This window comes from Ruegeria sp. BF10 (assembly GCF_056538725.1).
In genome coordinates this window covers 48,780-69,595 of the sequence record NZ_JBQFTR010000001.1, presented here as the reverse complement: position 1 = coordinate 69,595, position 20,816 = coordinate 48,780, and the positions used below count along the sequence as shown (strand labels likewise).

General features: G+C 58.9%; 23 protein-coding genes. 9 read left to right on the top strand and 14 right to left on the bottom strand.

What is annotated here, in order from left to right; genetic code table 11:
* Positions 1 to 38: 38 nt before the first annotated feature.
* Both ACR0DJ_RS00365 and ACR0DJ_RS00360 read left to right on the top strand, forming a co-directional pair.
* Entirely contained in the window at positions 39 to 515 is a 477-nt protein-coding gene (locus ACR0DJ_RS00365) for a YHS domain-containing (seleno)protein (RefSeq protein ID WP_170346293.1), read from the top strand.
* A gap of 261 nt (positions 516 to 776) precedes the next feature.
* Positions 777 to 1,310, top strand: a complete 534-nt coding sequence (locus ACR0DJ_RS00360; RefSeq protein ID WP_170346292.1) for an outer membrane protein — start codon at positions 777 to 779, stop codon at positions 1,308 to 1,310.
* Positions 1,311 to 1,359: 49 nt separating this feature from the next.
* Here the strand turns inward: ACR0DJ_RS00360 and ACR0DJ_RS00355 are convergent, their stop codons facing one another.
* Complete coding sequence (locus ACR0DJ_RS00355; protein WP_480683543.1) at positions 1,360 to 2,343, bottom strand: quinone oxidoreductase family protein; 984 nt, start codon at positions 2,341 to 2,343, stop codon at positions 1,360 to 1,362.
* A 192-nt stretch (positions 2,344 to 2,535) separates the two neighbouring features.
* Between ACR0DJ_RS00355 and ACR0DJ_RS00350 the strand changes: the two genes are divergently transcribed.
* Positions 2,536 to 3,393 carry a DUF2189 domain-containing protein gene (locus ACR0DJ_RS00350; protein ID WP_170346290.1) on the top strand — a complete coding sequence of 286 codons (858 nt, stop codon included), beginning with the start codon at positions 2,536 to 2,538 and terminating at the stop codon, positions 3,391 to 3,393.
* 30 nt (positions 3,394 to 3,423) lie between these two features.
* Here the strand turns inward: ACR0DJ_RS00350 and ACR0DJ_RS00345 are convergent, their stop codons facing one another.
* Together ACR0DJ_RS00345 and ACR0DJ_RS00340 are read right to left on the bottom strand one after the other, a co-directional pair.
* A complete protein-coding gene (locus ACR0DJ_RS00345) occupies positions 3,424 to 4,410 on the bottom strand; it encodes an NAD(P)H-quinone oxidoreductase (RefSeq protein ID WP_480683542.1) in 987 nt (328 codons plus the stop codon).
* Between the two features lie 61 nt (positions 4,411 to 4,471).
* Positions 4,472 to 5,164 carry a COQ9 family protein gene (locus ACR0DJ_RS00340; protein WP_257599907.1) on the bottom strand — a complete coding sequence of 231 codons (693 nt, stop codon included), beginning with the start codon at positions 5,162 to 5,164 and terminating at the stop codon, positions 4,472 to 4,474.
* Between the two features lie 111 nt (positions 5,165 to 5,275).
* Between ACR0DJ_RS00340 and rpsU the strand changes: the two genes are divergently transcribed.
* The 3 genes from rpsU to ACR0DJ_RS00325 all read left to right on the top strand — a co-directional run bounded on the left by rpsU (position 5,276) and on the right by ACR0DJ_RS00325 (position 6,874).
* Positions 5,276 to 5,482: a 30S ribosomal protein S21 gene (gene rpsU / locus ACR0DJ_RS00335; protein WP_005614280.1), complete on the top strand. Its 207-nt coding sequence runs from the start codon at positions 5,276 to 5,278 to the stop codon at positions 5,480 to 5,482.
* Between the two features lie 22 nt (positions 5,483 to 5,504).
* A complete protein-coding gene (locus ACR0DJ_RS00330) occupies positions 5,505 to 5,693 on the top strand; it encodes a hypothetical protein (RefSeq protein ID WP_480686214.1) in 189 nt (62 codons plus the stop codon).
* A gap of 83 nt (positions 5,694 to 5,776) precedes the next feature.
* Positions 5,777 to 6,874 carry a CAP domain-containing protein gene (locus tag ACR0DJ_RS00325; protein WP_480683541.1) on the top strand — a complete coding sequence of 366 codons (1,098 nt, stop codon included), beginning with the start codon at positions 5,777 to 5,779 and terminating at the stop codon, positions 6,872 to 6,874.
* 67 nt (positions 6,875 to 6,941) lie between these two features.
* Here the strand turns inward: ACR0DJ_RS00325 and ppk2 are convergent, their stop codons facing one another.
* Positions 6,942 to 7,859, bottom strand: a complete 918-nt coding sequence (ppk2, locus tag ACR0DJ_RS00320) for a polyphosphate kinase 2 (protein WP_371419726.1) — start codon at positions 7,857 to 7,859, stop codon at positions 6,942 to 6,944.
* 346 nt (positions 7,860 to 8,205) lie between these two features.
* On the opposite strand from ppk2, the gene ACR0DJ_RS00315 reads away from it, so the two are divergent.
* Positions 8,206 to 8,490: a CPBP family glutamic-type intramembrane protease gene (locus ACR0DJ_RS00315; protein ID WP_480683540.1), complete on the top strand. Its 285-nt coding sequence runs from the start codon at positions 8,206 to 8,208 to the stop codon at positions 8,488 to 8,490.
* Between the two features lie 3 nt (positions 8,491 to 8,493).
* On the opposite strand, the gene ACR0DJ_RS00310 is transcribed toward ACR0DJ_RS00315, so the two are convergent.
* Entirely contained in the window at positions 8,494 to 8,952 is a 459-nt protein-coding gene (locus tag ACR0DJ_RS00310; RefSeq protein ID WP_170346285.1) for an Lrp/AsnC family transcriptional regulator, read from the bottom strand.
* A gap of 135 nt (positions 8,953 to 9,087) precedes the next feature.
* On the opposite strand from ACR0DJ_RS00310, the gene ald reads away from it, so the two are divergent.
* Complete coding sequence (ald, locus tag ACR0DJ_RS00305; protein WP_480683539.1) at positions 9,088 to 10,206, top strand: alanine dehydrogenase; 1,119 nt, start codon at positions 9,088 to 9,090, stop codon at positions 10,204 to 10,206.
* A gap of 189 nt (positions 10,207 to 10,395) precedes the next feature.
* On the opposite strand, the gene ACR0DJ_RS00300 is transcribed toward ald, so the two are convergent.
* Positions 10,396 to 11,208 carry a mechanosensitive ion channel family protein gene (locus ACR0DJ_RS00300; protein ID WP_480683538.1) on the bottom strand — a complete coding sequence of 271 codons (813 nt, stop codon included), beginning with the start codon at positions 11,206 to 11,208 and terminating at the stop codon, positions 10,396 to 10,398.
* 210 nt (positions 11,209 to 11,418) lie between these two features.
* On the opposite strand from ACR0DJ_RS00300, the gene ACR0DJ_RS00295 reads away from it, so the two are divergent.
* Positions 11,419 to 12,117 (top strand): glutathione S-transferase family protein, encoded by a 699-nt coding sequence (locus ACR0DJ_RS00295; RefSeq protein WP_170346282.1) that lies wholly within the window; start codon positions 11,419 to 11,421, stop codon positions 12,115 to 12,117.
* Between the two features lie 50 nt (positions 12,118 to 12,167).
* Here ACR0DJ_RS00295 and ACR0DJ_RS00290 read toward each other — a convergent pair whose 3' ends face one another.
* From ACR0DJ_RS00290 to ACR0DJ_RS00255, 8 genes are all read right to left on the bottom strand, one after another.
* Entirely contained in the window at positions 12,168 to 12,614 is a 447-nt protein-coding gene (locus ACR0DJ_RS00290; protein ID WP_170346281.1) for a YtoQ family protein, read from the bottom strand.
* 82 nt (positions 12,615 to 12,696) lie between these two features.
* Positions 12,697 to 15,093, bottom strand: coding sequence for a phenylalanine--tRNA ligase subunit beta (gene pheT, locus ACR0DJ_RS00285; protein ID WP_480683537.1), 2,397 nt, complete (start codon positions 15,091 to 15,093; stop codon positions 12,697 to 12,699).
* 78 nt (positions 15,094 to 15,171) lie between these two features.
* Complete coding sequence (locus ACR0DJ_RS00280) at positions 15,172 to 15,978, bottom strand: CE1 family esterase (protein ID WP_480683536.1); 807 nt, start codon at positions 15,976 to 15,978, stop codon at positions 15,172 to 15,174.
* Positions 15,979 to 16,589: 611 nt separating this feature from the next.
* Entirely contained in the window at positions 16,590 to 16,901 is a 312-nt protein-coding gene (locus ACR0DJ_RS00275; RefSeq protein ID WP_480683535.1) for a hypothetical protein, read from the bottom strand.
* 8 nt (positions 16,902 to 16,909) lie between these two features.
* Positions 16,910 to 17,983 (bottom strand): phenylalanine--tRNA ligase subunit alpha, encoded by a 1,074-nt coding sequence (pheS, locus tag ACR0DJ_RS00270; RefSeq protein ID WP_425078996.1) that lies wholly within the window; start codon positions 17,981 to 17,983, stop codon positions 16,910 to 16,912.
* A gap of 70 nt (positions 17,984 to 18,053) precedes the next feature.
* On the bottom strand, positions 18,054 to 19,424 hold the full coding sequence (locus tag ACR0DJ_RS00265) for a glutamate--cysteine ligase (protein WP_480683534.1): 1,371 nt from the start codon (positions 19,422 to 19,424) through the stop codon (positions 18,054 to 18,056).
* 64 nt (positions 19,425 to 19,488) lie between these two features.
* A complete protein-coding gene (locus ACR0DJ_RS00260) occupies positions 19,489 to 20,016 on the bottom strand; it encodes a hypothetical protein (protein ID WP_425078997.1) in 528 nt (175 codons plus the stop codon).
* Complete coding sequence (locus ACR0DJ_RS00255; RefSeq protein ID WP_480683533.1) at positions 20,013 to 20,786, bottom strand: GNAT family N-acetyltransferase; 774 nt, start codon at positions 20,784 to 20,786, stop codon at positions 20,013 to 20,015. Before ACR0DJ_RS00255 ends, ACR0DJ_RS00260 begins: the two co-directional genes overlap by 4 nt.
* Between the last annotated feature and the right edge of the window lie 30 nt (positions 20,787 to 20,816).

Genomic DNA, 20,816 nt, shown 5'->3' with positions numbered 1-20,816 from the left:
GGCACACTGACGAGGCTCCTTTCACGAAAGGTGGAACAATGAACAAGTTTAAATCTCTGATCGGTGGCGTCGCTCTGTCCGTTGCACTGGCAACATCCGCTCTGGCCGCTGGTGTGGACATCAACGCAAGCTCGACTGGTCTGGCCATGCAGGGTTATGACCCGGTTGCCTATTTCACCGTTGGTGAAGCGACCAAGGGCGACTATCGCATCACCGCGCTGCACGACGATGCGCTGTACCGTTTCTCGTCCGAGGAAAACAAAGCCGCCTTCGAAGCCAACCCGGAAGCCTACCTGCCTGCCTACGGGGGCTACTGTGCCTTTGGCACAGCCATGGGCTTCAAGTTCGACGGCGACCCGAACTACTGGAAAATCGTCGACAACAAGCTGTACCTGAACCTGTCGGAAGACATCCAGGAACGCTGGGAAGGCGACATCCCGGGCTTTATCGAAAGCGCGGGCGCAAAATGGGAAGACATCGCGGACAAGACCCCTGCTGAATTGCAGAAGCAATAACCCGCTGAAACTTTCAGACGTGTCGGCGGCGGAATGTTCCGCCGCCGCATGTCGTTTGAAGACCTCTCATTTCGTCCTATCTCATCTTTATCAGAAGTGGCCGTTTTCAGAGGGCACCGGCGTGTCTGTTTTTTGTTTCAACGCCAGAATACGGGCTGGAATTCGTAGGTATCACTGATCCGATAACGCGAGCGGATCGTAATGGTCTGCATAGGTGAACTGAATTTCACTTGAGCAGAGTGACAATCGAAAGGAAATGAGATGACTTTGAAATTGGCTCTCATCACCACTGTCGCAACCGTGGTCGCGGGATCGGCAATGGCGCAATCCTCGGGCAACTGGACCGGGTTTTATGGCGGTCTGCAACTGGGTTATGCCGATGTGGACACCAGCCTGTCCGGGGTCGACGGCGATGGCGTAATCGGTGGTATCATCCTGGGTTACGACTATGATCTGGGCGACTGGGTCGTTGGCGGCGGTTTTGACTATGACTGGACTGACGTGGGCCTGTCCGGCGCGGCAACTGTTGAAGATGTCTGGCGGTTGAAAGCGCGCGCCGGCTACAAGGTAAACCCGCAAGGTTTGCTGTACGGCACGGCAGGCTACGCCGAAGCGGGCACCGACACCCTGGGCAGTGATGACGGGTGGTTCATCGGCGCAGGCTATGAACAGATCGTGGCCCCGAATGTCAGCATTGGCGGAGAGCTGCTGTACCACGAATTCGATAACTTCAACGGAAACAATGTGGATGTCGACGCAACCACATTGCAGGTTCGTGTCTCTTACCGGTTCTGAACGGCACTCCGGATAAAGTTGAACCCGGCCTGACAGGCCGGGTTTCGCATCAAAGGTCCAGAATCGTACTGCCGGTCGTCTGCCGCGCTTCCAACGCGCGATGTGCATCGGCCACCTGATCCAGCGCAAAGCGCTGATCGATGTGGATCTTGACCTCTCTGCCCTCGACCTTGCCGAACAAGCGGCGCGCCATTGCCTGACACACGGAGTGGTCCGCAATATGGGTGAACAAGGTGGGTCGGGTGATCTTGAGCGATCCTTTCCGACCCAGAACACCGATATCGAATGGCGGCACCGGCCCTGAGGCGTTGCCGAAGGAAATCATCATCCCCAAGGGTTTCAGGCAGTTCAGCGACCCTTCGAACGTGTCCGCCCCGACGGAATCCATCACCACGTCCACGCCCTTGCCTTTGGTGATCTCGGCCACCCGTTCGGCGAAATTCTCGGATCGGTAGTTGATGCAATGCGCAGCCCCGTTGAACCGGGCGAGGCTGCATTTCTCGTCGGTCCCCGCCGTACCAATCAGGGTGATCCCTTCGGATTTCGCCCATTGGCAGGCGATCAGTCCGACCCCGCCCGCCGCTGCATGGAACAGCACAGTATCCCCGCGTTTCATCGGAGTGGTTCGGTGAAACAGGTACTCAACCGTCAAGCCCTTCAACATCATTGCCGCGGCAGCGTCGAAAGAGATGTCGTCCGGCAGAGGGCACACCTGTGCCGCAGGCATGACGCGGGCCTCGCAATACGCGCCGGGCGGGGCTGCCGCATACGCGGCCCGTTGACCGGGTTGCAGGTGCGTTACCCCGTCCCCGACGGCCTCGACGACACCCGCCGCTTCCATCCCCAAAGCATGGGGGAGCTCCAGGGGATACAATCCAGTGCGTTGATAAACATCAATAAAGTTTAGACCGCAGGCATGATGACGGATACGTATTTCACCCGGTCCGGGGTCGCCCAATGGCCTGTCTTCGATCCGCAGAACCTCGGGCCCGCCGAATTCGTGCAATACCACCGTTTTCGCTATTGTCTGCATCCTGACCTCCTCTTGCCTGACATCAAGCTAACATGACTGCGATGCGGAGCAATCGTCAGATATCAGAGTGTTGATCAGGATTCCGCCAAACTGTGCTATACTGCGATCAGGCGTTGTCGGCTGGTCTGGCCACGGACAACTTAATGCCGGATCCATTCCGCGGCGCAATTCTCGCCAGGAAAGGGGATGAAAATGGCTAAAACAATCGGAAATCCGATCAGTTGGGCCGCCCGGAATCTGGGGGCGGCCAGTGATCATGTCTCGGATAGCGTTTCACAACTCGGAAGCGCAGATACCAAACACTTGCCGATGGTGCAGACATTGACGGTGCAGGATCTGCGCGCTTGCCTGCGGGCGGGGTATCACGACTTTGTCGAAACACGGGCGGATGCCATATTCATTGTGTTGATCTACCCGATCGCGGGGCTTTTGATGTTCGGCTTTGCCCTGAACGTCAACATGGTTCCACTTCTGGCGCCTCTGGTCGCAGGTTTTGCCTTGATCGGTCCGGTGGCAGCTGTGGGTTTGTACGAGATCAGCCGCAAACGTGAACAAGGCAGCACGGTGCATTGGCTGGATGCGTTCGGCGTATTCCGCTCGCCGGCATTCGGCGCAATTCTGGTTTTGGGCTTCTATCTGGTGATGCTTCTGCTGATCTGGCTGATGGTGGCGCAGAGCATCTATACGCATACAATGGGGCCTGAAGCCCCCGCATCACTTGGCACTTTTGCCACGCAGGCTTTCACGACGACTGCCGGCTGGACCATGATGGTTGTCGGACTCGCCGTTGGTTTCGTATTCGCTCTTTGCGCTCTGGCCATCAGCGTCGTCAGCTTTCCGTTGCTTCTGGACCGGCAAGTCGGATTGCCGGTGGCGGTCGTGACGTCGTTTCGCGTGTTGCGTCACAACCCCGGCGTCATCTTGACCTGGGGGTTCATCGTGGCGGCCCTTCTGTTTCTGGGTGCCCTGCCGATGCTGTTGGGCCTGATCATAGTGATGCCGGTTCTGGGTCATGCCACATGGCACCTGTACCGCCGCGCGGTTGCGTGAACGCGCGGGTCTGCCCCGCGCGCGCAGAGTTCAGCCCGCGACGTTCAGAACGATCTTGCCAATATGGCCCGAGCTTTCCATGCGTGCATGGGCGGCGGCAGCCTCGGCCAGATCAAACTCGCTGTCCATGACAGGCGCAACCTTGCCGGCCTCAAGCAGAGGCCAGACAGCTTCGCGCAGGTCCTGCGCAATCCGGGCCTTGGCCAGATCGCTTTGCGGGCGCAGGGTGCTGCCGGTCAGGGTCAGGCGCTTGACCATCATCAGGGCAAAGTTCAGCTCGACCACCGGGCCTTGCAGAAACGCGATCTGGACCAGCCGCCCATCCTCGGCCAGAGCTTTGACGTTGCGCGGGATATAGTCGCCACCGACCATGTCGAGGATCAGGTTTGACCCGCCTTCGGCGCGCATGACGGCCACAAAGTCCTCATCGCGGTAGTTGATCGCCCTTTCCGCACCCAATTTGACGCAAGCCTCGCATTTTTCATCCGACCCTGCGGTGGCAAAAACGCGGGCCCCAAAAGCATTGGCCAACTGGATGGCCGTCGTGCCAATCCCGCTCGAGCCACCATGGACCAGAAATCTCTCGCCTGCCTTCAGCCCGCCCCGCGTGAACACGTTGGACCAGACGGTGAAAAAGGTCTCGGGCAGGCAGGCCGCCTCTTTCAGTCCCATGCCGGCAGGGACCGGCAGGCAATGGGCCGCAGGGGTGGCGACATATTCGGCATAGCCGCCGCCCGGCAGCAACGCGCAGACCTGATCGCCGACGGACAGTCCTTCGACCCCGGCCCCGACCGAGACCACTTCGCCCGAAGCCTCAAGCCCCGGCAGATCGCTGGCACCGGGCGGCGGATCGTAAGCGCCCGCGCGCTGCAACGCATCCGGGCGGTTCACCCCGGCATAGGCCACTTTCAGAACGACCTGCCCTGCACCCGGTTCGGGAATCGGACGCTCGGTCAGTTGCAAAACATCGGGACCACCCGGTTCGGTGATCTCAACAGCGCGCATCATCTGGGTCATAGGCACCTCCTTTGCCCAATGCCTAGCAGGCATCAGGGCCAAGGCCCAGCACCAAGACGCGCTACTTTCGGGGGTTCAGCATCCCCGGAAGATCGGCCCGCATTTTTACCGGAGCCTTCACCTGACCCGCCAGCCAGTTCGGAACCGCCAGAAACGGTTTCAACACCGGGTTGTCGCGCATCTGTGCCTTGAACTTTTCAAACTCCATGACATTAGCGATCCGGCGATCCAGAAACTCCCACGTGCGCTGATGATCCGGGCTGTCATCGCCCAGCCAGAACAGCAGCGTCGAGGAATAGACACCCGACAAAGTGGCCCGCTTCGTGTACCAGTTCACATCATCCGAGGTGTCGCCCAGCGCATCCCAGATCAGATCGCAGGTCTGCCAAACCGCCCTGGCACCATCTGCTGCATGTGTCGGCAGGGAAAACAGCGTCATGCCCCGGCGCACCAGCTCTTTGTCCTCGACGGCCTGCAACCGAAACCGAACCGCAGCGGCAATCCTGTCACGGAATTTCAGCCCGCTCAGGTCCTCGGACTTGATGCGGTCCAGCATCGCCTGATCGCCGCGCGCGTGGTAGGCCAGCGCCAGATCAACCGCGCCGCGCGGACAGATCGCGCGCGCCAGGCCGTCATCCAGACCACAATCGGAAATGGAGGCGCGGAAACTGGATTCCGACCACCCATCAAAGGGAACATGGATCAGCATCGCATCCAAAAGCTGCTGTTTTGCATCTTCATATGTGGTCGTCATGGCGGTTCTCCGGTTGTCGGCCCCAGTACTAGACAAGTTAGAGCGGCTTTGCTATACGGCCAACTCCTGCAATTTCCTTGCAACTCTATCTAGAAAGGTGGTGACAACCACATGCAGGTTAGTGTTCGCGACAACAACGTCGATCAGGCGCTTCGTGCCCTGAAGAAAAAGCTGCAGCGCGAAGGCGTGTTCCGTGAAATGAAGCTTAAGCAACATTTCGAGAAACCGTCCGAGAAAAAAGCGCGCGAGAAGGCTGAAGCGATCCGTCGTGCCCGTAAACTGGCACGCAAGAAAGCACAGCGCGAAGGTCTGCTCTAAGACTTTCCTCGTCCAGCTTTGGATGACACTATTTGACGACCCCCGAGGCATCGCCCGGGGGTTTGTCGTTTCGGGGATCGGTTTCAATCCGCCGACTCGTGGTACCGGCTGTGCGACAAGCCGCCATTTCCTCACCAGCAACATTTTGCCCGGCATTTTGCAGCGCAGCGAATCCCGCATCGGTAGCATCGGGTTGCCAAAACTCGCCTGAAGTGAACCGCCCCCTACCACCGTCGACACCCCCACCTCTAAGTGAGCCCGTCCGGAAGGACACAAACACAAACGGAGGCAAAAATGTCGACTGCAAGTACATTCGAACGCGAGATGCTGGGGCTGATAAACCAGGAACGCACATCCCGCGGGCTCAACCCGCTGCAACTTGAGACGCAGCTGAACGATTCATCCGAAGATCACAGCACCTGGATGCTGGACACAGACACGTTCAGTCACACCGGTTCGGGCGGTTCCAGTGCAACCCAGCGGATGCAAGACGCCGGATTCGATCTTGAGGGAAACTGGCGGACCGGCGAAAACATCGCATGGCAGTCCGAACGCGGGCAGCCCGGCATCAGCGATGACGTGGCGCAGTTGCACCAGAACCTGATGAACAGCCCGGGCCACCGCGCCAATATCCTGAATCCGGATTTCAAATATATCGGGATCGGCGTCGAAACCGGTGACATGCAGGGCTTTGATGCGGTGATGGTCACCCAGAACTTTGCCGCAACCGACGCGGCAGTCATGCTGGACAACGGCAATACGAACACACCGCCCGTTCCGCCAACCACGCCGGACGAAGTTGCCGTACCAGAAGAGCCGGAAGTCGAAACGCCGGACACTGACGTCACCGAAACCGAAGAGCCAGGAACTGAGACTCCCGGAACCGAAGCGCCTATACCCGAGACACCAGACACCGACGTCACCGAGACCGAAGAGCCGGAGCCCGAAGAGCCGGAGCCCGAAACGCCGGATACTGACGTCACCGAGACCGAGGAACCGGAACCCGAAACACCCGGAACCGAAGAACCAACACCCGATGCACCAGATACCGACGTCACCGAAACCGAAGAGCCGGAACCCGAAACGCCGGACACCGAAGTGGTTGATGGCGGTGAGCCCGAAGCATTCTGCTTTGACGTTCAGGCTTTCCTGGATGAAATCGCCAGTTTCCTCGAAAACCTGCAAGCGCAGTTTGACGAGTTCAACTGGGGTGACGATGTGAACGGCGACACGGACGTGGCAGACACCGATGATATCGACATGATGCCGACCGCCGACGCCACGCCGGAAACGGAATCCGAGCCTGCGGGCACCGAAACCGCCGACGTCGATGACTGTGACATCACAATGGTCAACTTCTTCCACTTTGACTGCATGATGGATGCAGCCTGATCAGTTGACCCTGTGCGAGGCCGGCCGTGTCGGCCTCGCATATTCCGGCTCAGAGCCTGATTTTGCTTCAATAGATCTTTGGTACGTAAAGCTCATCCGGCAAAACGCGGCGCTCGTATTCCGGGTTGTACTTGCGGTCGGGCAGATTGACCTTTTCCTGAGGCACGTCCTCGTACGGGATTTTTGTCAAAAGATGCTCGATACAGTTCAGCCTTTCGCGTTTCTTGTCATTGCCCTCGACGATGTACCACGGGGCCTCGGGAATATTGGTTCGGAAAAGCATATCCTCTTTGGCCTTTGTGTAGGATTCCCAGCGGATGCGGGATTCCAGATCCATCGGCGACAGCTTCCATTGTTTCATCGGGTCGTGAATACGCATGAGGAATCGCAACTGCTGTTCCTCGTCCGTGATCGAGAACCAGTATTTCAGCAGAATGATCCCTGACCGCACCAGCATCCGTTCGAATTCGGGGACGTCCTGAAAGAACTGTTCAACCTGGTCCTCGGACGCAAAACCCATCACCCGCTCGACCCCCGCCCGGTTGTACCACGAGCGGTCGAACAGAACGATTTCTCCCGCCGCCGGCAGATGCGGTACGTAGCGCTGGAAATACCACTGGCTTTGTTCGCGGCGGCTGGGTGCCGGCAACGCGACCACGCGCGCCACGCGCGGGTTCAGACGCTGGGTGATCCGCTTGATCACACCCCCTTTACCGGCACTGTCACGGCCTTCAAACAGGATACAGACCTTGGCCCCGGTATGCTGTACCCAGTCCTGAACCTTGATCAGTTCGGCTTGCAGGCGCAGCAGGTTGCGGAAGTAAACCTTGCGATCCAACATGTCCGGATGCTGTTCCCGATAGATTTTCCGGACTTCCATCGACAGCATCGGCTCACTGAATTCTATCTCGAAATCTTCGTCCAGCGTGTCCTCCAGCTCGGCTTCCAGCCAGTCTTTGGGGGCGCCAGTGTTTTCGTTGTCCAAGGTCAGCTCCTTCTCGGTCTTCGGGTTCGGACCATATCGGACCCGTGTAACCACCTGATGTCATCAGATAAATTGATGCGAGGGTCACGAGTCCTGCGGCTGTTGTCACGCCTGCAAATCAGGTCCAGCGCGGGTATACGGTCTTTCCCCTGAATTTGTACATCTGGCCCGCGGGATACAAGCGTCTGAATTGACGCAATGCATTGCGCTTCACCATGGCTGCTTGCATTGCCTCGTTTTGGTGCGGCATCACGGGGTGCGTGAAACAGATGAGACGATTGTGACATTCCTTCTTTCCGCGTTGCTCGCGATCTGGCCCTGGCTTGTTCTGATATAAGCGGTATTGATGGCGCTGGCCCGGCGGACAGGCATCGGCTTGTCGTTGCTGGTTTTGTTCATTAGCATTGCCTCGCTGACAGGATTGATGTCACCCGGGGTGATCGCTGCCGGCCTGCTGTTCGGACTGGCCCATTTCGCCGGAGGTCCGGCGCTCGTGGGTTTTGCTTCCATTCTCGGGCTGGCCTGCGGATTGGGATACTATGCAACCAGGCGCCTGTGGGTACCTGTTGCGATGCATTTCGGCTTCAACCTGACCCACCTTTTTCTGTTCACCTATCCCGGACCTTTATGACAATCAGACGGGCAAGGCAGTGGTCTTGAACACGGTACGCAGGGCAAACGAGCTTTGCATTTGCGCCACCCCGGGCAAGCGCGACAGGTATTGGCGGTGGATGCGGGCGAAATCTTCGGTGTTTTCCGCCACGACTTTCAGAATGTAATCCGCCGTACCGGCCATCAGATGGCATTCCAGCACATCCGGTATCCGGGCCACCGCTTTTTCAAACGCATCCAGAACCTCTTCGGCCTGACCCTGTAGCGTGATCTCGACAAAGACCGTTGTCGGCACGTTCATCTTCCGCGCATCCAGCAAAGCCACGTAGTTGCGAATGTAGCCTTCAACCTCCAGCCGCTGAACACGCCGGTGGCAAGCGGACGGAGACAGGTTGACCTGTTCAGACAATTCCGAATTCGACATCCTGCCGTTTTTCTGAAGTGCCGCCAGAATCTTTCGATCAGTCGCATCCAAGCTCATTTATGCAAGTCCTTTGCAAGATTTCGACACGTTACGCGAAATTCTTCCAAAGAAAAACGTATTGACACGTTTTCTTTCACAGAAATTGCGCTGCGAAATGCACATAATTTAAGCAGTTTAGGAACGGAGACCCCCATGAAAATCGGTTGCCCCAAGGAAATCAAACCCCAGGAATTCCGCGTCGGGATGACGCCCAATGCTGCTCAGGAAGCTGTTGCACGTGGTCACGAAGTCCTTATCGAATCCGGTGCAGGCATCGGCGCAGGTTTCGACAATGACGCCTATGTCGCGGCAGGCGCGCATATCATCGACACTGCGGAAGAAGTATTTGCCACCGCCGACATGATCGTGAAGGTCAAGGAACCCCAGGCCGTGGAACGCAAGATGCTGCGCGAAGGGCAACTGCTGTTCACTTATCTGCACCTGGCTCCGGACCCGGATCAAACGCATGACCTGCTGGAATCGGGTTGTACTGCCATCGCCTATGAGACCGTAACCGACGCGAACGGCGGCCTGCCTCTGCTGGCACCGATGTCCGAAGTCGCCGGTCGCCTGGCCCCTCAGGTCGGGTCGTGGACACTGCAAAAGGCCAATGGCGGGCGCGGCGTTCTGATGGGTGGCGTACCCGGTGTCGGCCCTGCCAAAGTGGTCGTTATCGGCGGCGGCGTCGTAGGAACTCATGCGACAAAGATCGCTGCCGGAATGGGCGCGGATGTCACCGTTCTGGACCGCTCCTTGCCGCGGCTGCGCTATCTGGATGACGTCTTTGGCGGAACCTTCAAGAACCAGTATTCGACCGCAGGCGCCACGGCCGAGCTGATCCAGGATGCAGATATGGTCATCGGTGCCGTTCTGATCCCCGGCGCTGCGGCTCCGAAACTTGTCTCGCGAGCTCAGCTGTCGACGATGAAACCCGGTGCCGTACTTGTCGATGTTGCCATCGACCAGGGTGGGTGCTTCGAGACGTCAAAAGCCACCACCCATGCCGATCCGATCTACGATGTCGATGGCATCATGCACTACTGCGTTGCCAACATGCCGGGCGCCGTTGCGCGCACCTCGACCATCGCCCTGGGCAACGCCACGATGCCGTTCATGCTGTCTCTGGCGGATAAAGGCTGGAAACAGGCGTGTCAGGACGATCCGCATCTGCTGGAAGGCCTGAACGTCCACGCTGGCAAGCTGACCTACTATGCGGTCGGCAAGGCCCTTGGTATCGACGTTGTTTCACCCAACGTGATCGTCAAGTCGTAAACACTCCCGCCCCTGAAATCGCTTTTGAAAAGCGATTTCCAGCGTTGGGCATAGCGCCACGCCGCAGGCGTGGCGCGGTCGGACTCGAGGCGACGGTTTGAACAAAGAAAAGGGCACCGCGCCCTTGCGCGGTGCCCGGCCCAACGGGAGGAGGGCATTTTCGAATGCCCGATCGACAGGCGGGAGCCGTCACCCCTGTTTCTGGATCTCCACCGAATGGGGATAAGGGATCGAAATACCTTTGTCGTCAAATGCTTCCTTGATCGTTTTCGTCAGCTCGAATTTGACATCCCAATAGTCTGGTGCCGAGCACCACAGCCGTGCCGTCAGATCCACCGAACTGTCACCCAGGTTCGTAACCCGAACCCATGGTTCCGGGTCGCTGTGAATGCGACTGTCTGCTTTGGCCACATCCAGAATGATCTGCATGGCTTTGTCCGCGCTGTCCCCATAGTCGATTCCGAACACCAGATCGACACGGCGCGTGTCATGGGCAGAGTAGTTCGTGATGATCGAGCCCCATGCCTGACCGTTCGGTACGATGATCTGCACATTATCAGGCGTCACCAGCTCGGTCGTGAACAGGTTCAGGTCCTTTACGGTGCCCGACGTGCCGCCGATATCAACAAACTGACCCAGCTTGTAGGGCCGGAAGACAACCAGCATCACACCGGCGGCCAGATCGCTGAGCGTGCCTTGAAGCGCCAGACCGATGGCCAGCGATGCGGCACCCAGAATGGCGACGATGCTGGTGGCTTCAATTCCGAAGATACCCAGAACGGCAACCAGAACCATGGCGAGAATGGCCCATTTGACCAGGCTTGCCGAAAAGTTCCCAAGCGTCGGATCAATATGCGGCGTCGAATTGATCCGGCGGCGAACCATACCCCCGATTGCACCAGCTACGATCCAGCCCAGGATCAGAACGACAAGCGCCTTGACGGCACTCATGATCAGCGGGGCATATGCTCCCACCTGTGTTACGACCTCATCCACGCCCATCTCCTTTCAACAGCAAGAAACCCGCGAGGTTTTCGCGGGGGTCACCAGATTGTGAGCCAAGTTTGATTTCCGGTCTAGGTGCCAGTTTCACTGGAATTCCCCTCTGTTCGCCAGAAAACACGGCCTGACCGGAAATGCACATTGCAAAGGGCTTAATTTAATCAGGCGTGGCCCCTAGCTTTTACACAGACACCCAAACAGGAGCCCCCAATGCTGGACAACAACCCTCATCCGATCATGGCGCGTTGGCCCGCGCAATCCCCGGACAGGATTCAACTGTATTCCTATCCGACTCCAAACGGCGTAAAGGCGTCGATCATGCTGGAGGAAACCGGCCTGCCCTATGAGCCCCATCTGGTGACGCTATCGGATGCGGATGTCAAAAGCCCCGCGTTTCTGTCGCTGAACCCAAACAACAAAATCCCCGCCATCATCGATCCCAACGGGCCGGACGGTAAGCCGCTGACCCTGTTCGAAAGCGGCGCGATCCTGCTGTATCTGGCCGAGAAATCAGGCAAGTTGCTGGGACAAAGCGCAGCAGACAAGCATCGCATTACGCAATGGCTGATGTTCCAGATGGGGGGCGTGGGGCCGATGTTTGGTCAGCTTGGCTTTTTCTACAAATTCGCAGGCAGCGAAATCGAAGACCCCCGACCGCGCGAACGCTATATCAACGAGGCCAAACGCCTTCTGAACGTGGTCAACATGCAACTGGACGGGCAGGACTGGATCGCAGGCGATTACTCCATCGCCGATATCGCTCTTGCCCCCTGGCTGAATGCTTTGGACTTCTATGGCGCGAAAGAGGTTGTCGGCTGGGACGACTACGCCAATGTCGTCGCCTATGTCGACCGTTTCATGCAGCGCCCGGCGGTGCAGCGCGGCAAGACCATACCCGCACGCGCTTAAACGGTTTCGCGATAGGAAGGGTGCCAAAGCTGGCACCCTCTTCGCAAAGCTCAGCCCGGCAGTGCGCCCGTCAGCACATACCGCAGGATTTCGACCACCTGCGCGGGCTTTTCCGCCACGGCCAACGCGGCTGCATCAACTTCTTTCAACGCGTGCTGATGGTCGGGACCGTGCAGCACGATGATGGATTTGCCCAGCGCTGCGGCATAACCCGCATCAAAAGCCGCGTTCCACTGTTTGTACTTGTCGCCAAACCGGACAACCACCACGTCAGCATCCGAAATGCCCTTGCGGGTCCGGATCGCGTTGACCATCGCACCCTTGTGGTCATGCCAGTATTTGTTCGGCTCTTCCCCCAGAATGGCAACGCCGCAATCGTCGCTTGCCGCGTGGTCCGTCACCGGGCCGTTGAAGGTGATATCCAACCCCTGTGCGCCGTCGATGATCTGTTCGCGCCAATCGGTATGGATTTCGCCAGAGAGGTACACGTTCAGCATCTTTCGTCCTCCGTAAACACGCAAAAGGGCGCCACCGCCCCTTCATCTTTTCTGAAATACTCCCGCCGGAGGCGGCCCTGCATCAGCCCCGCAGAACACCGCCGGTCGCCTTGGAGACTTTGGCGATGATCTTTTCGGCCACCGCTTCGATGTCCTTTTCCTTCAGCGTCTGGTCCGTGGGCTGCAAACGTACCGTGATGGCCAGCGATTTTTTACCTTCACCCAGGCTGCCGCCGATGAATTCGTCAAAGACACGCACATCTTCGATCAGCGCCTTGTCGGCGCCTGACGCCGCGTTCACCAATGTCAGCGCCTCGACGTTTTCATCAACGACAAAGGCAAAATCCCGTTCGACCGCTTGCAAATCACGCAATTCCAATGCGGCACGTGTGGCACCGGACTTGCGGGGCAAGGGAACCTCGTCCGGCCAGATCGTAAAGGCCATTGCCGGACCCTTGATATCCATCGCCTGCAACACGCGCGGGTGCAGCTCACCAAAGACACCCAGCACCTTTTTCGGCCCCAGGCAGATCTTGCCGTGACGACCCGGATGCCACCAGGCATCGCCGACGCGCAGAATCTGTGCCTTGGCCGGTGCTCCGATCGCCGCAAGAACGGCCTCGGCATCCGCCTTGGCATCAAAGACATCCACCGGGCGCGAGGCCCCGTGCACATCCTTGGGGCCGTTGCGGCCAACCAGCAGGCCGGCGATCTGGGTTTTCTGGTCGCCGGGTTCGCCATCATGGAAAACAGGGCCAACTTCGAACAGGGCGACATCGGCGTATCCGCGTGCCTGATTGCGGGCCGCGGCCTGCAACAATCCGGGCAGCAGATCGGGGCGCATATGGCTCATCTCGGACGAGATCGGGTTTTCCAGCATGGTCGCATCGTCACCGCCACCGAACAAAGCAGCCGAAGCCTGATCGATGAACGTATAGGTGACGCATTCGTTGTAACCCAGCGCAGCGCAGGTGCGGCGCGCCATGGACTGGCGGCGTTGCATCGGTGTCATCACCGGCTTGGGAATACCGTCGGTGACACGCGGCAAGGGCTTGCCCTGCAATTTGGTCAACGAGGCGATCCGTGCGACCTCTTCCACCAGATCGGCCTCACCCATGATATCGGGGCGCCAGCTGGGCACGTGGGCCATCTCGCCCTCCAGACGGAAACCCAGCCGGGTCAGCGTCTGACGCTGTTCGCTTTCGGGAATGTCCATCCCGACCAGAGACTGCACCCGTTCGGCATCCAGCTTGTACGCGCGCGCGTGGTTCGGCGCTTTGCCCGCCTCGACCACTTTGGACGCTTCACCGCCGCAGATGTCCAGAATCAACTGGGTTGCGTGCTCAAGCCCTTCCAGCGTGTATTCAGGGTCCACGCCGCGTTCGAACCGATACCGCGCGTCCGAATTGATCTTCAGCGCCCGACCCGTCAGCGCGATCTGCACATGATCCCAGAACGCGCTCTCCAGGAACACATTCACAGTGTCCTCGGTGCAGCCGGTTTCCTGACCGCCCATGATGCCTGCGATGGATTCCGGCCCTTTGTCATCGGAAATAACCATCATGCCGGGCTGAAGCGTGTATTCCTTTTCGTCCAGCGCCACCAGGGTTTCACCGCCTTTGGCGCGATGAACGCGAAGGTTGCCCTGCACCTTGTCCGCGTCAAACACATGCAGCGGGCGGTTATGGTCAAAGGTCATGTAGTTGGTGATATCCACCAGCGCCGAAATCGGACGCAGCCCAATCGCCTTCAACTGATCCTGCAACCACTGCGGGCTGGGGCCGTTCTTGACACCCTTGATAAGGCGGCCCGTGAAATGCGGGCAGCCATCCAGCGTATCCTCGTCAATCGATACTTTGATCGGGCTTTCGAAATCGCCTGGCACCGGCACGTAGTCCCGCTGTTTCAGAGTGCCGATCCCACGCGCCGCCAGATCACGCGCGATGCCTTCCACGCCCAGCGCATCCGGCCGGTTCGGAGTGATCGCGATCTCGATCACCGGATCGATCTTGGCGGGGTCGTTCTCGGCAAGCCAATCAACGAATCTGTCACCGACCTCGCCCGAGGGCAATTCGATGATGCCGTCATGTTCGTCCGACAATTCCAGCTCGCGCTCGGACGCCATCATGCCAAAGCTTTCGACACCGCGGATTTTGCCGACGCTGATCGTCAGGTCCAATCCGGGGATATACATGCCCGGTTTGCAGACGACGACGGTAATGCCTTCGCGGGCGTTGGGCGCGCCGCAGATGATCTGCAATTCGCCTTCATCCGTGTCCACCTTGCAGACGCGCAGCTTGTCGGCGTCGGGGTGTTTTTCCGCGTGTTTCACATAGCCCAGCGTAAAGTCCTTGAGCTTGTCAGCCGGGTTGATGACCTCTTCGACCTCAAGGCCAAGGTCGGTCAACGCCTCAGTGATCTCATCAACCGACGCATCGGTATCGAGGTGGTCTTTCAGCCAGGACAGAGTGAATTTCATTGCTCGGGGCCTTTTTTGGCAAACATCCAGTCGGCACAGGCAATGACAAAGAATGCGCCAAGGTGCAAGCGCTGCGGGTCACGGATAGGTGGGGGTGCGGCCCAAAAGCTCGTCCAGTTGCCGCCCGATCCAGCCATGGGGGATGAAATGCCCACCCGGATGGGTGTCCAGCACCACCTGCCCCTGCGCACAATCGGTCCATTCCACACGGCTGAGCGTCAGGAACGGTCTCACGCTCCAATCCCCGCGCGGGGTTGCGCCGTTGCAGTCAAACTTCGCTTTCCACAGCGCCACCGGATAGGTGGTATCGCCGCCCGGTCCAAAGGGAAAACCCATCACCGTATCGTCCAACCCATGCACGTGGCGCACCTCGCGCGGGGCTTCGGGGCAATCTTCGGTCTGGCGGATGCTGCCCGCAACGGCCAGCAAGGCGGAGATGTCATTGCCCGACTGGCAGACATAGCGCCACGCCATCGCACCGCCATAGGAATAGCCCGAAACATAGATGCGTTCGGGGTCAATCGGATAGCGCTTGGCGACATCCTCCAGCACCGCGTCGGCAAAGGGCACATCGCCCGAATCCGAGGTCCAGAAATCCCAGCTCTTGCCCAACCCGTTCGGGGCCACCAACAGCACACCACGCAGTTTCGTGGCCCCGGCTATGCGTTCATGGTTCACCACCACGGTCCCTTGCCGCGCCCAGCCGTGGAAATGCAGCAGCACCGGCAGAGGCGTTTCACCGTCCCAGCCATCCGGTTCCAGCACGTGATACGAACGGTCGCCGACCTCACAGGCGGTATCGCCGTGGCAGTCGGTGTTCCATGGTCCCATGGCGAAGGCGGTGGAGGCGGTCAGCAGGAAAAGGCAAAGCAGTCGATAGATCATGCGCCTGACCCTAGCGAGACTTTCCGCGCTGTCACATAACATATCGGTGTAGGAGGGCGTAGGCCGGGCACCGATCTATTGCAAATGGCGGGCTGAAGCCCGCCCTACATCAGATCAGAACGCAAGCCGCGCCATCGCCAGACCGCGGGGTAGCGATCCTTGGGTTGAGATGGGCAGTTTATGTCAGCCGAATCCGCGCGCTGTTCGAGCGGTGCGCTGGCAGAGACAAATCGCCAGCCCGTGCGGGCGGTCTGGAGATAGCGCGGCCTATCGGCCTTTGCTCCGCGCTGTTTCGGCTGAGATCATTTCGATCCACTTTTTGCGTATCTATTAATTAGTTTTTTGACCATTGCCTGCCGATCTTCGATCTCTTTCACTCGGTCTGACCTCTCTGAAAGAACGTTCATCGCCGCCCATAAACCAGGAACTACCGCTAGCAATAACAGAAGCCATATCCAAACCGCAGCGGGCTCGTACAGCATTACCGTTAGAAGCTGAATAGATATTGTAACAAACAAGATGCCAATCAACCAAAGGAATGGGGCATTCGCCACACGGCGACGCCACCAGTCAATATAGCGCGACAGATATACACCCAACGGATACACTACCTACCACCATGTCCAAAAACTGCCATTTCGCTTGTTGATCAGATCCTGTGTCTTTTCTCTTTGGATTTTATCACGCATCTGAAATGCCCCGATCTGCACAAACGCCAATCCGGCAATGAGCATTCCCGGCAAAAACAACAGTGCCCACACTAGGAAAGTGGTTAGAACAACCGCCGACCCAAAATCGAAAACAAGTGATGCCAACACCGGCGGTGCGAACAAGGCAGTAATCAGGCACAATAACCAAAGTAGAGGACGTCCGGAAACTTTGAGTTTCCACCAATCATGATATGATGTCAGCCAGTCGTCCAACGGTTTCCCTATCGCGACAAACCACCATGCAGGTTCGGCATATCCAACGCCGCGAACCCATAATGGCGCAGCCACCGCAGGTCGCTGTCAAAAAACGCACGCAAATCCGGAATCCCGTATTTCAGCATCGCCAGACGGTCGATACCGATACCAAAGGCAAAGCCCTGATAGACGTCAGGATCAATCCCACCGGCGGCGATCACCTTGGGGTGGACCATGCCGGATCCCAAAATCTCCATCCAGTCGTCGCCCTCACCGATCTTCAGCTGACCGTTATCCCACGAACAGCGGATATCGACCTCGGCCGACGGCTCGGTGAACGGGAAGTGCGAGGCGCGGAAGCGCAGCTCGACATCGTCGACCTCAAAGAACGCCTTCACGAATTCTTCCAGAACCCATTTCAGGTTCGCCATCGAGATGTCGGTGTCGATGGCCAGCCCTTCGACCTGATGGAACATCGGCGTGTGGGTCTGGTCATAATCGGCGCGGTACACGCCGCCCGGGCAGATCACGCGGATCGGCGCGCCCTGTTTCTCCATCGAGCGGATCTGGACCGGAGACGTATGGGTGCGCAGAACATGCGGCGGGCGATTATCGCCCTCGGCGCGGTGCATGTAGAACGTGTCCATCTCGGCCCGCGCGGGGTGGTGTCCGGGGATGTTCAGCGCGTCAAAATTGTACCAATCGTCTTCGATCCGCGGCCCTTCGGCCACCGAGAAGCCCAGTTCGGCAAAGATCGCGGTCAGTTCCTCGGTCGCCTGGCTGACCGGGTGGATCGAGCCCTGACGGCGCGGGCGTGTCGGCAGGGTGACATCCAGCCATTCGGTGCGCAGACGCTCATCCAGCGCGGCATCGGCCAGAGCGGCCTTTTTGGCGGACAGGGCCGCGTTGATCTCATCCTTCAGGGCATTCAGCGCGGGGCCTGCCACCTGGCGTTCCTCGGGCGTCATTTTACCCAACTCGCGCATCTTCAGCGCGACTTCGCCTTTTTTGCCCACGGCGGCGACGCGGATCGCCTCAAGCGCGTTCTCGTCGCCTGCCTCGGCGATTTGGCCCAGATATTTTGCCTTAAGATCGTCCATGACGCCCTCTGAATTTGGTCGCCAACCTGCTATCGGGCCAGCCCCGCGAATGCAAGCGGGACCGGGCGGATCAATAGCTGTATTCGGGGAAAATCCGGGTCAGATCACCGTTCCAGTCGCCGTTGTAGTGTTCCAGCAACTCATCCGCAGGCACTTTCCCGCTTTGGATGCTGTCCTTGAGCGCGTTGAGGAAATGGGTCTCGTCCGGCACCAGTCCACCGGCCCCGGGATAGGCGCGGGCTTTCAGGCCGGACTCGGAGATCGCAACAACCTCACGCGCCAGATCGTGCATGTTGATGTTGCCGACCTGTGCCTGAAGCCCGTCCTTGGCCGCCGCGACACGCAGCGCCTCGCGGGTCTCGGTGTCCCAGCCTTTGACCAGATCCCAGGCCGCGTCCAGGGCCGTCTGATCGTAAGTCAGGCCAACCCAGAAGGCGGGCAAGGCACACAGGCGCCGCCAAGGACCGCCATCGGCCCCGCGCATTTCCATGAATTTCTTGATCCGCGCCTCGGGAAAGGCGGTGGTCAGGTGATCGGCCCAATCGCTGAGCGTGGGTGTTTCCCCCGGCAGCGCGGGCAGTTCACCTTTCAGGAAGTCGCGGAAAGACATGCCCAGCGCATTGATGTACTGGCCGTCGCGATAGACGAAATACATCGGAACATCGAGCGCGTATTGCACGTAACGTTCGAACCCGAAGCCGTCTTCGAACACGAAAGGCAGCATGCCCGTACGCGCATCGTCCAGATGCCGCCAGATGTAACTGCGCCAGCTTTTCTGGCCATTTACCTTGCCTTCGAAAAAGGGCGAGTTCGCAAACAACGCCGTTGCCACCGGCTGCAAGGCCAGCGCCACGCGCAGTTTCTGCACCATGTCGGCCTCGGACCCGAAATCAATGTTGACCTGAACCGTGCAGGTCCGCCGCATCATGGCGCGGCCCATAGTGCCGACCTTCTCCATATAGTCGTTCATCAGCCGGTACCGCCCCTTGGGCATCAACGGCATTTCCTCGTGTGTCCAGGTCGGTGCCGCGCCCAGACCGATGAAACCCACGCCGATCTCATCTGCGATGTCCTTCACCTCACGCAGGTGGGTGTTCACCTCATCGCAGGTTTCGTGGATGGTCTCGAGCGGAGCACCCGACAGCTCCAGCGCGCCGCCCGGCTCCAGGCTGACATTGGCGCCGTCCTTTTCCAGACCAATCAGATGACCAGCTTCGCGGACTTCTGCCCAGCCATGCCGATCCCGCAAACCTTCCAGCACGGCCACAATCGAACGGGTGCCCTCGAAGGGCAACGGTTTCAGCGTGTCCTTGCAGTAGCCGAATTTCTCATGCTCGGTGCCGATGCGCCAGTTTGCCTTGGGCTTGCAGCCCGACTCCAGATATTCGGCCAATTGCTCGTGGCGTTCGATCGGACCGCCGCCGGACTGAGGGATGGACATGAACCGTGCTCCGATCCTGATGTGTCTGTCTTTTGGCCAGTCGTGGGGGCAAACTGCGCCAGTGTCAATGCAGCCGAAGGTGTGGAGGGCGCGAGGGCGTACGCTCCCAGATAACGACCTTATGCGGCGATCTGCCGTTGAGTTCAGACAGCATTTGTTCGGTTTTCAAGCCCGGCAGGCTTGAGAAAACGTCGAACAGAGCTTCGGCTCCTTCAGCGTTCACAGGAATGTGAAGCGTCGGTTGCCCAGGCTGATCCAGAACCCAATGCGCCGGACTGGAGGTCGGATCAAGTGCAAGCCGTTCGATTTCTCGTGTCGCAACAATGCCGCCATCCAGAGGGCCGAGATAAGTGATTTGCCCTTCATCAACCGTAACGACGCCCTGCCCGCCTGCGCCGGTTCTGAACCGTGCGCGCTGTATGCCGATCACGGCCAGGGCGATTGCGACAGCGACAAGCAACCAGCCGATCCACCCCAGCAGACCACCGGGGCCGTTGATCCAGCTGAGACCGAGGATCAGAACAAACCCGGCTACCAGCACTTCGCGCCAGCGCCACAGGGCCAGTTTGGCCTCGGGTCGGATGAAACTCATGACAGCACCTTTTGTGGTGTTTGCAACAGGGCGATCCGATACCAGCCGATCTGCTGAAACCCCATCGCCTCATAGGCTCGCGCGGCAGGTCGATTGTTGGCGAACAGGATGGCCGTGTTCGCGCCCTCGGTCCTAGCCTTTTGCAGCACAGCTGTTGTGACCTTGCGCCCGAGCCCACGGTTTCTGTTCTCGCGCGGCACAAATACACCGCCGACCTGAACCTGATCCCGGACTGATGCATTGATGGCGGCCATGGCTAAGGGGGCGTCGTCTTCCAGCATGACAATCGCCCTGCCTGATTGAATATCGGTGGTGATCCGTTCAGAGGCCATATCATGCGCCTCTTGCCCTTTGGCCTGGTCGGTATCCTCGAAGTAATCCGCAAACCAACGCGTCAGTAACGGCCGGTCTGCCTCGGACAGGGCACGAAATGGAATCGGTGCCTCTGGGATTTTGCCCAGATCCAGGCGGTACAGGGGTTCATCATGATGCAGGCGGTAACAGGCCTGTCCAAGCCCTAGCGCGTCCAATATCATCTCAACCTGTTGTGCAGCCCCTGTCATGCCCAGTACGGTCTGACCTGCGATCCGGCTCGCAAATGCCTGAGCAGCCTCTGGCGAACAATCGGGTAGTTGCGCCATCAGGTAACCCTTTTTGGTCAGGCCGAATACGCCTTGGATGCGATCCTTCCCCCAAATGAAGAACCGGGTGGAGTGGTCATCGTCTCCAAATCCAATCCCGTGCGCCAACAGGTTGCTGCGCAGAAACATGGAAGTATCGGGATGTTTGGCCAAGAACGC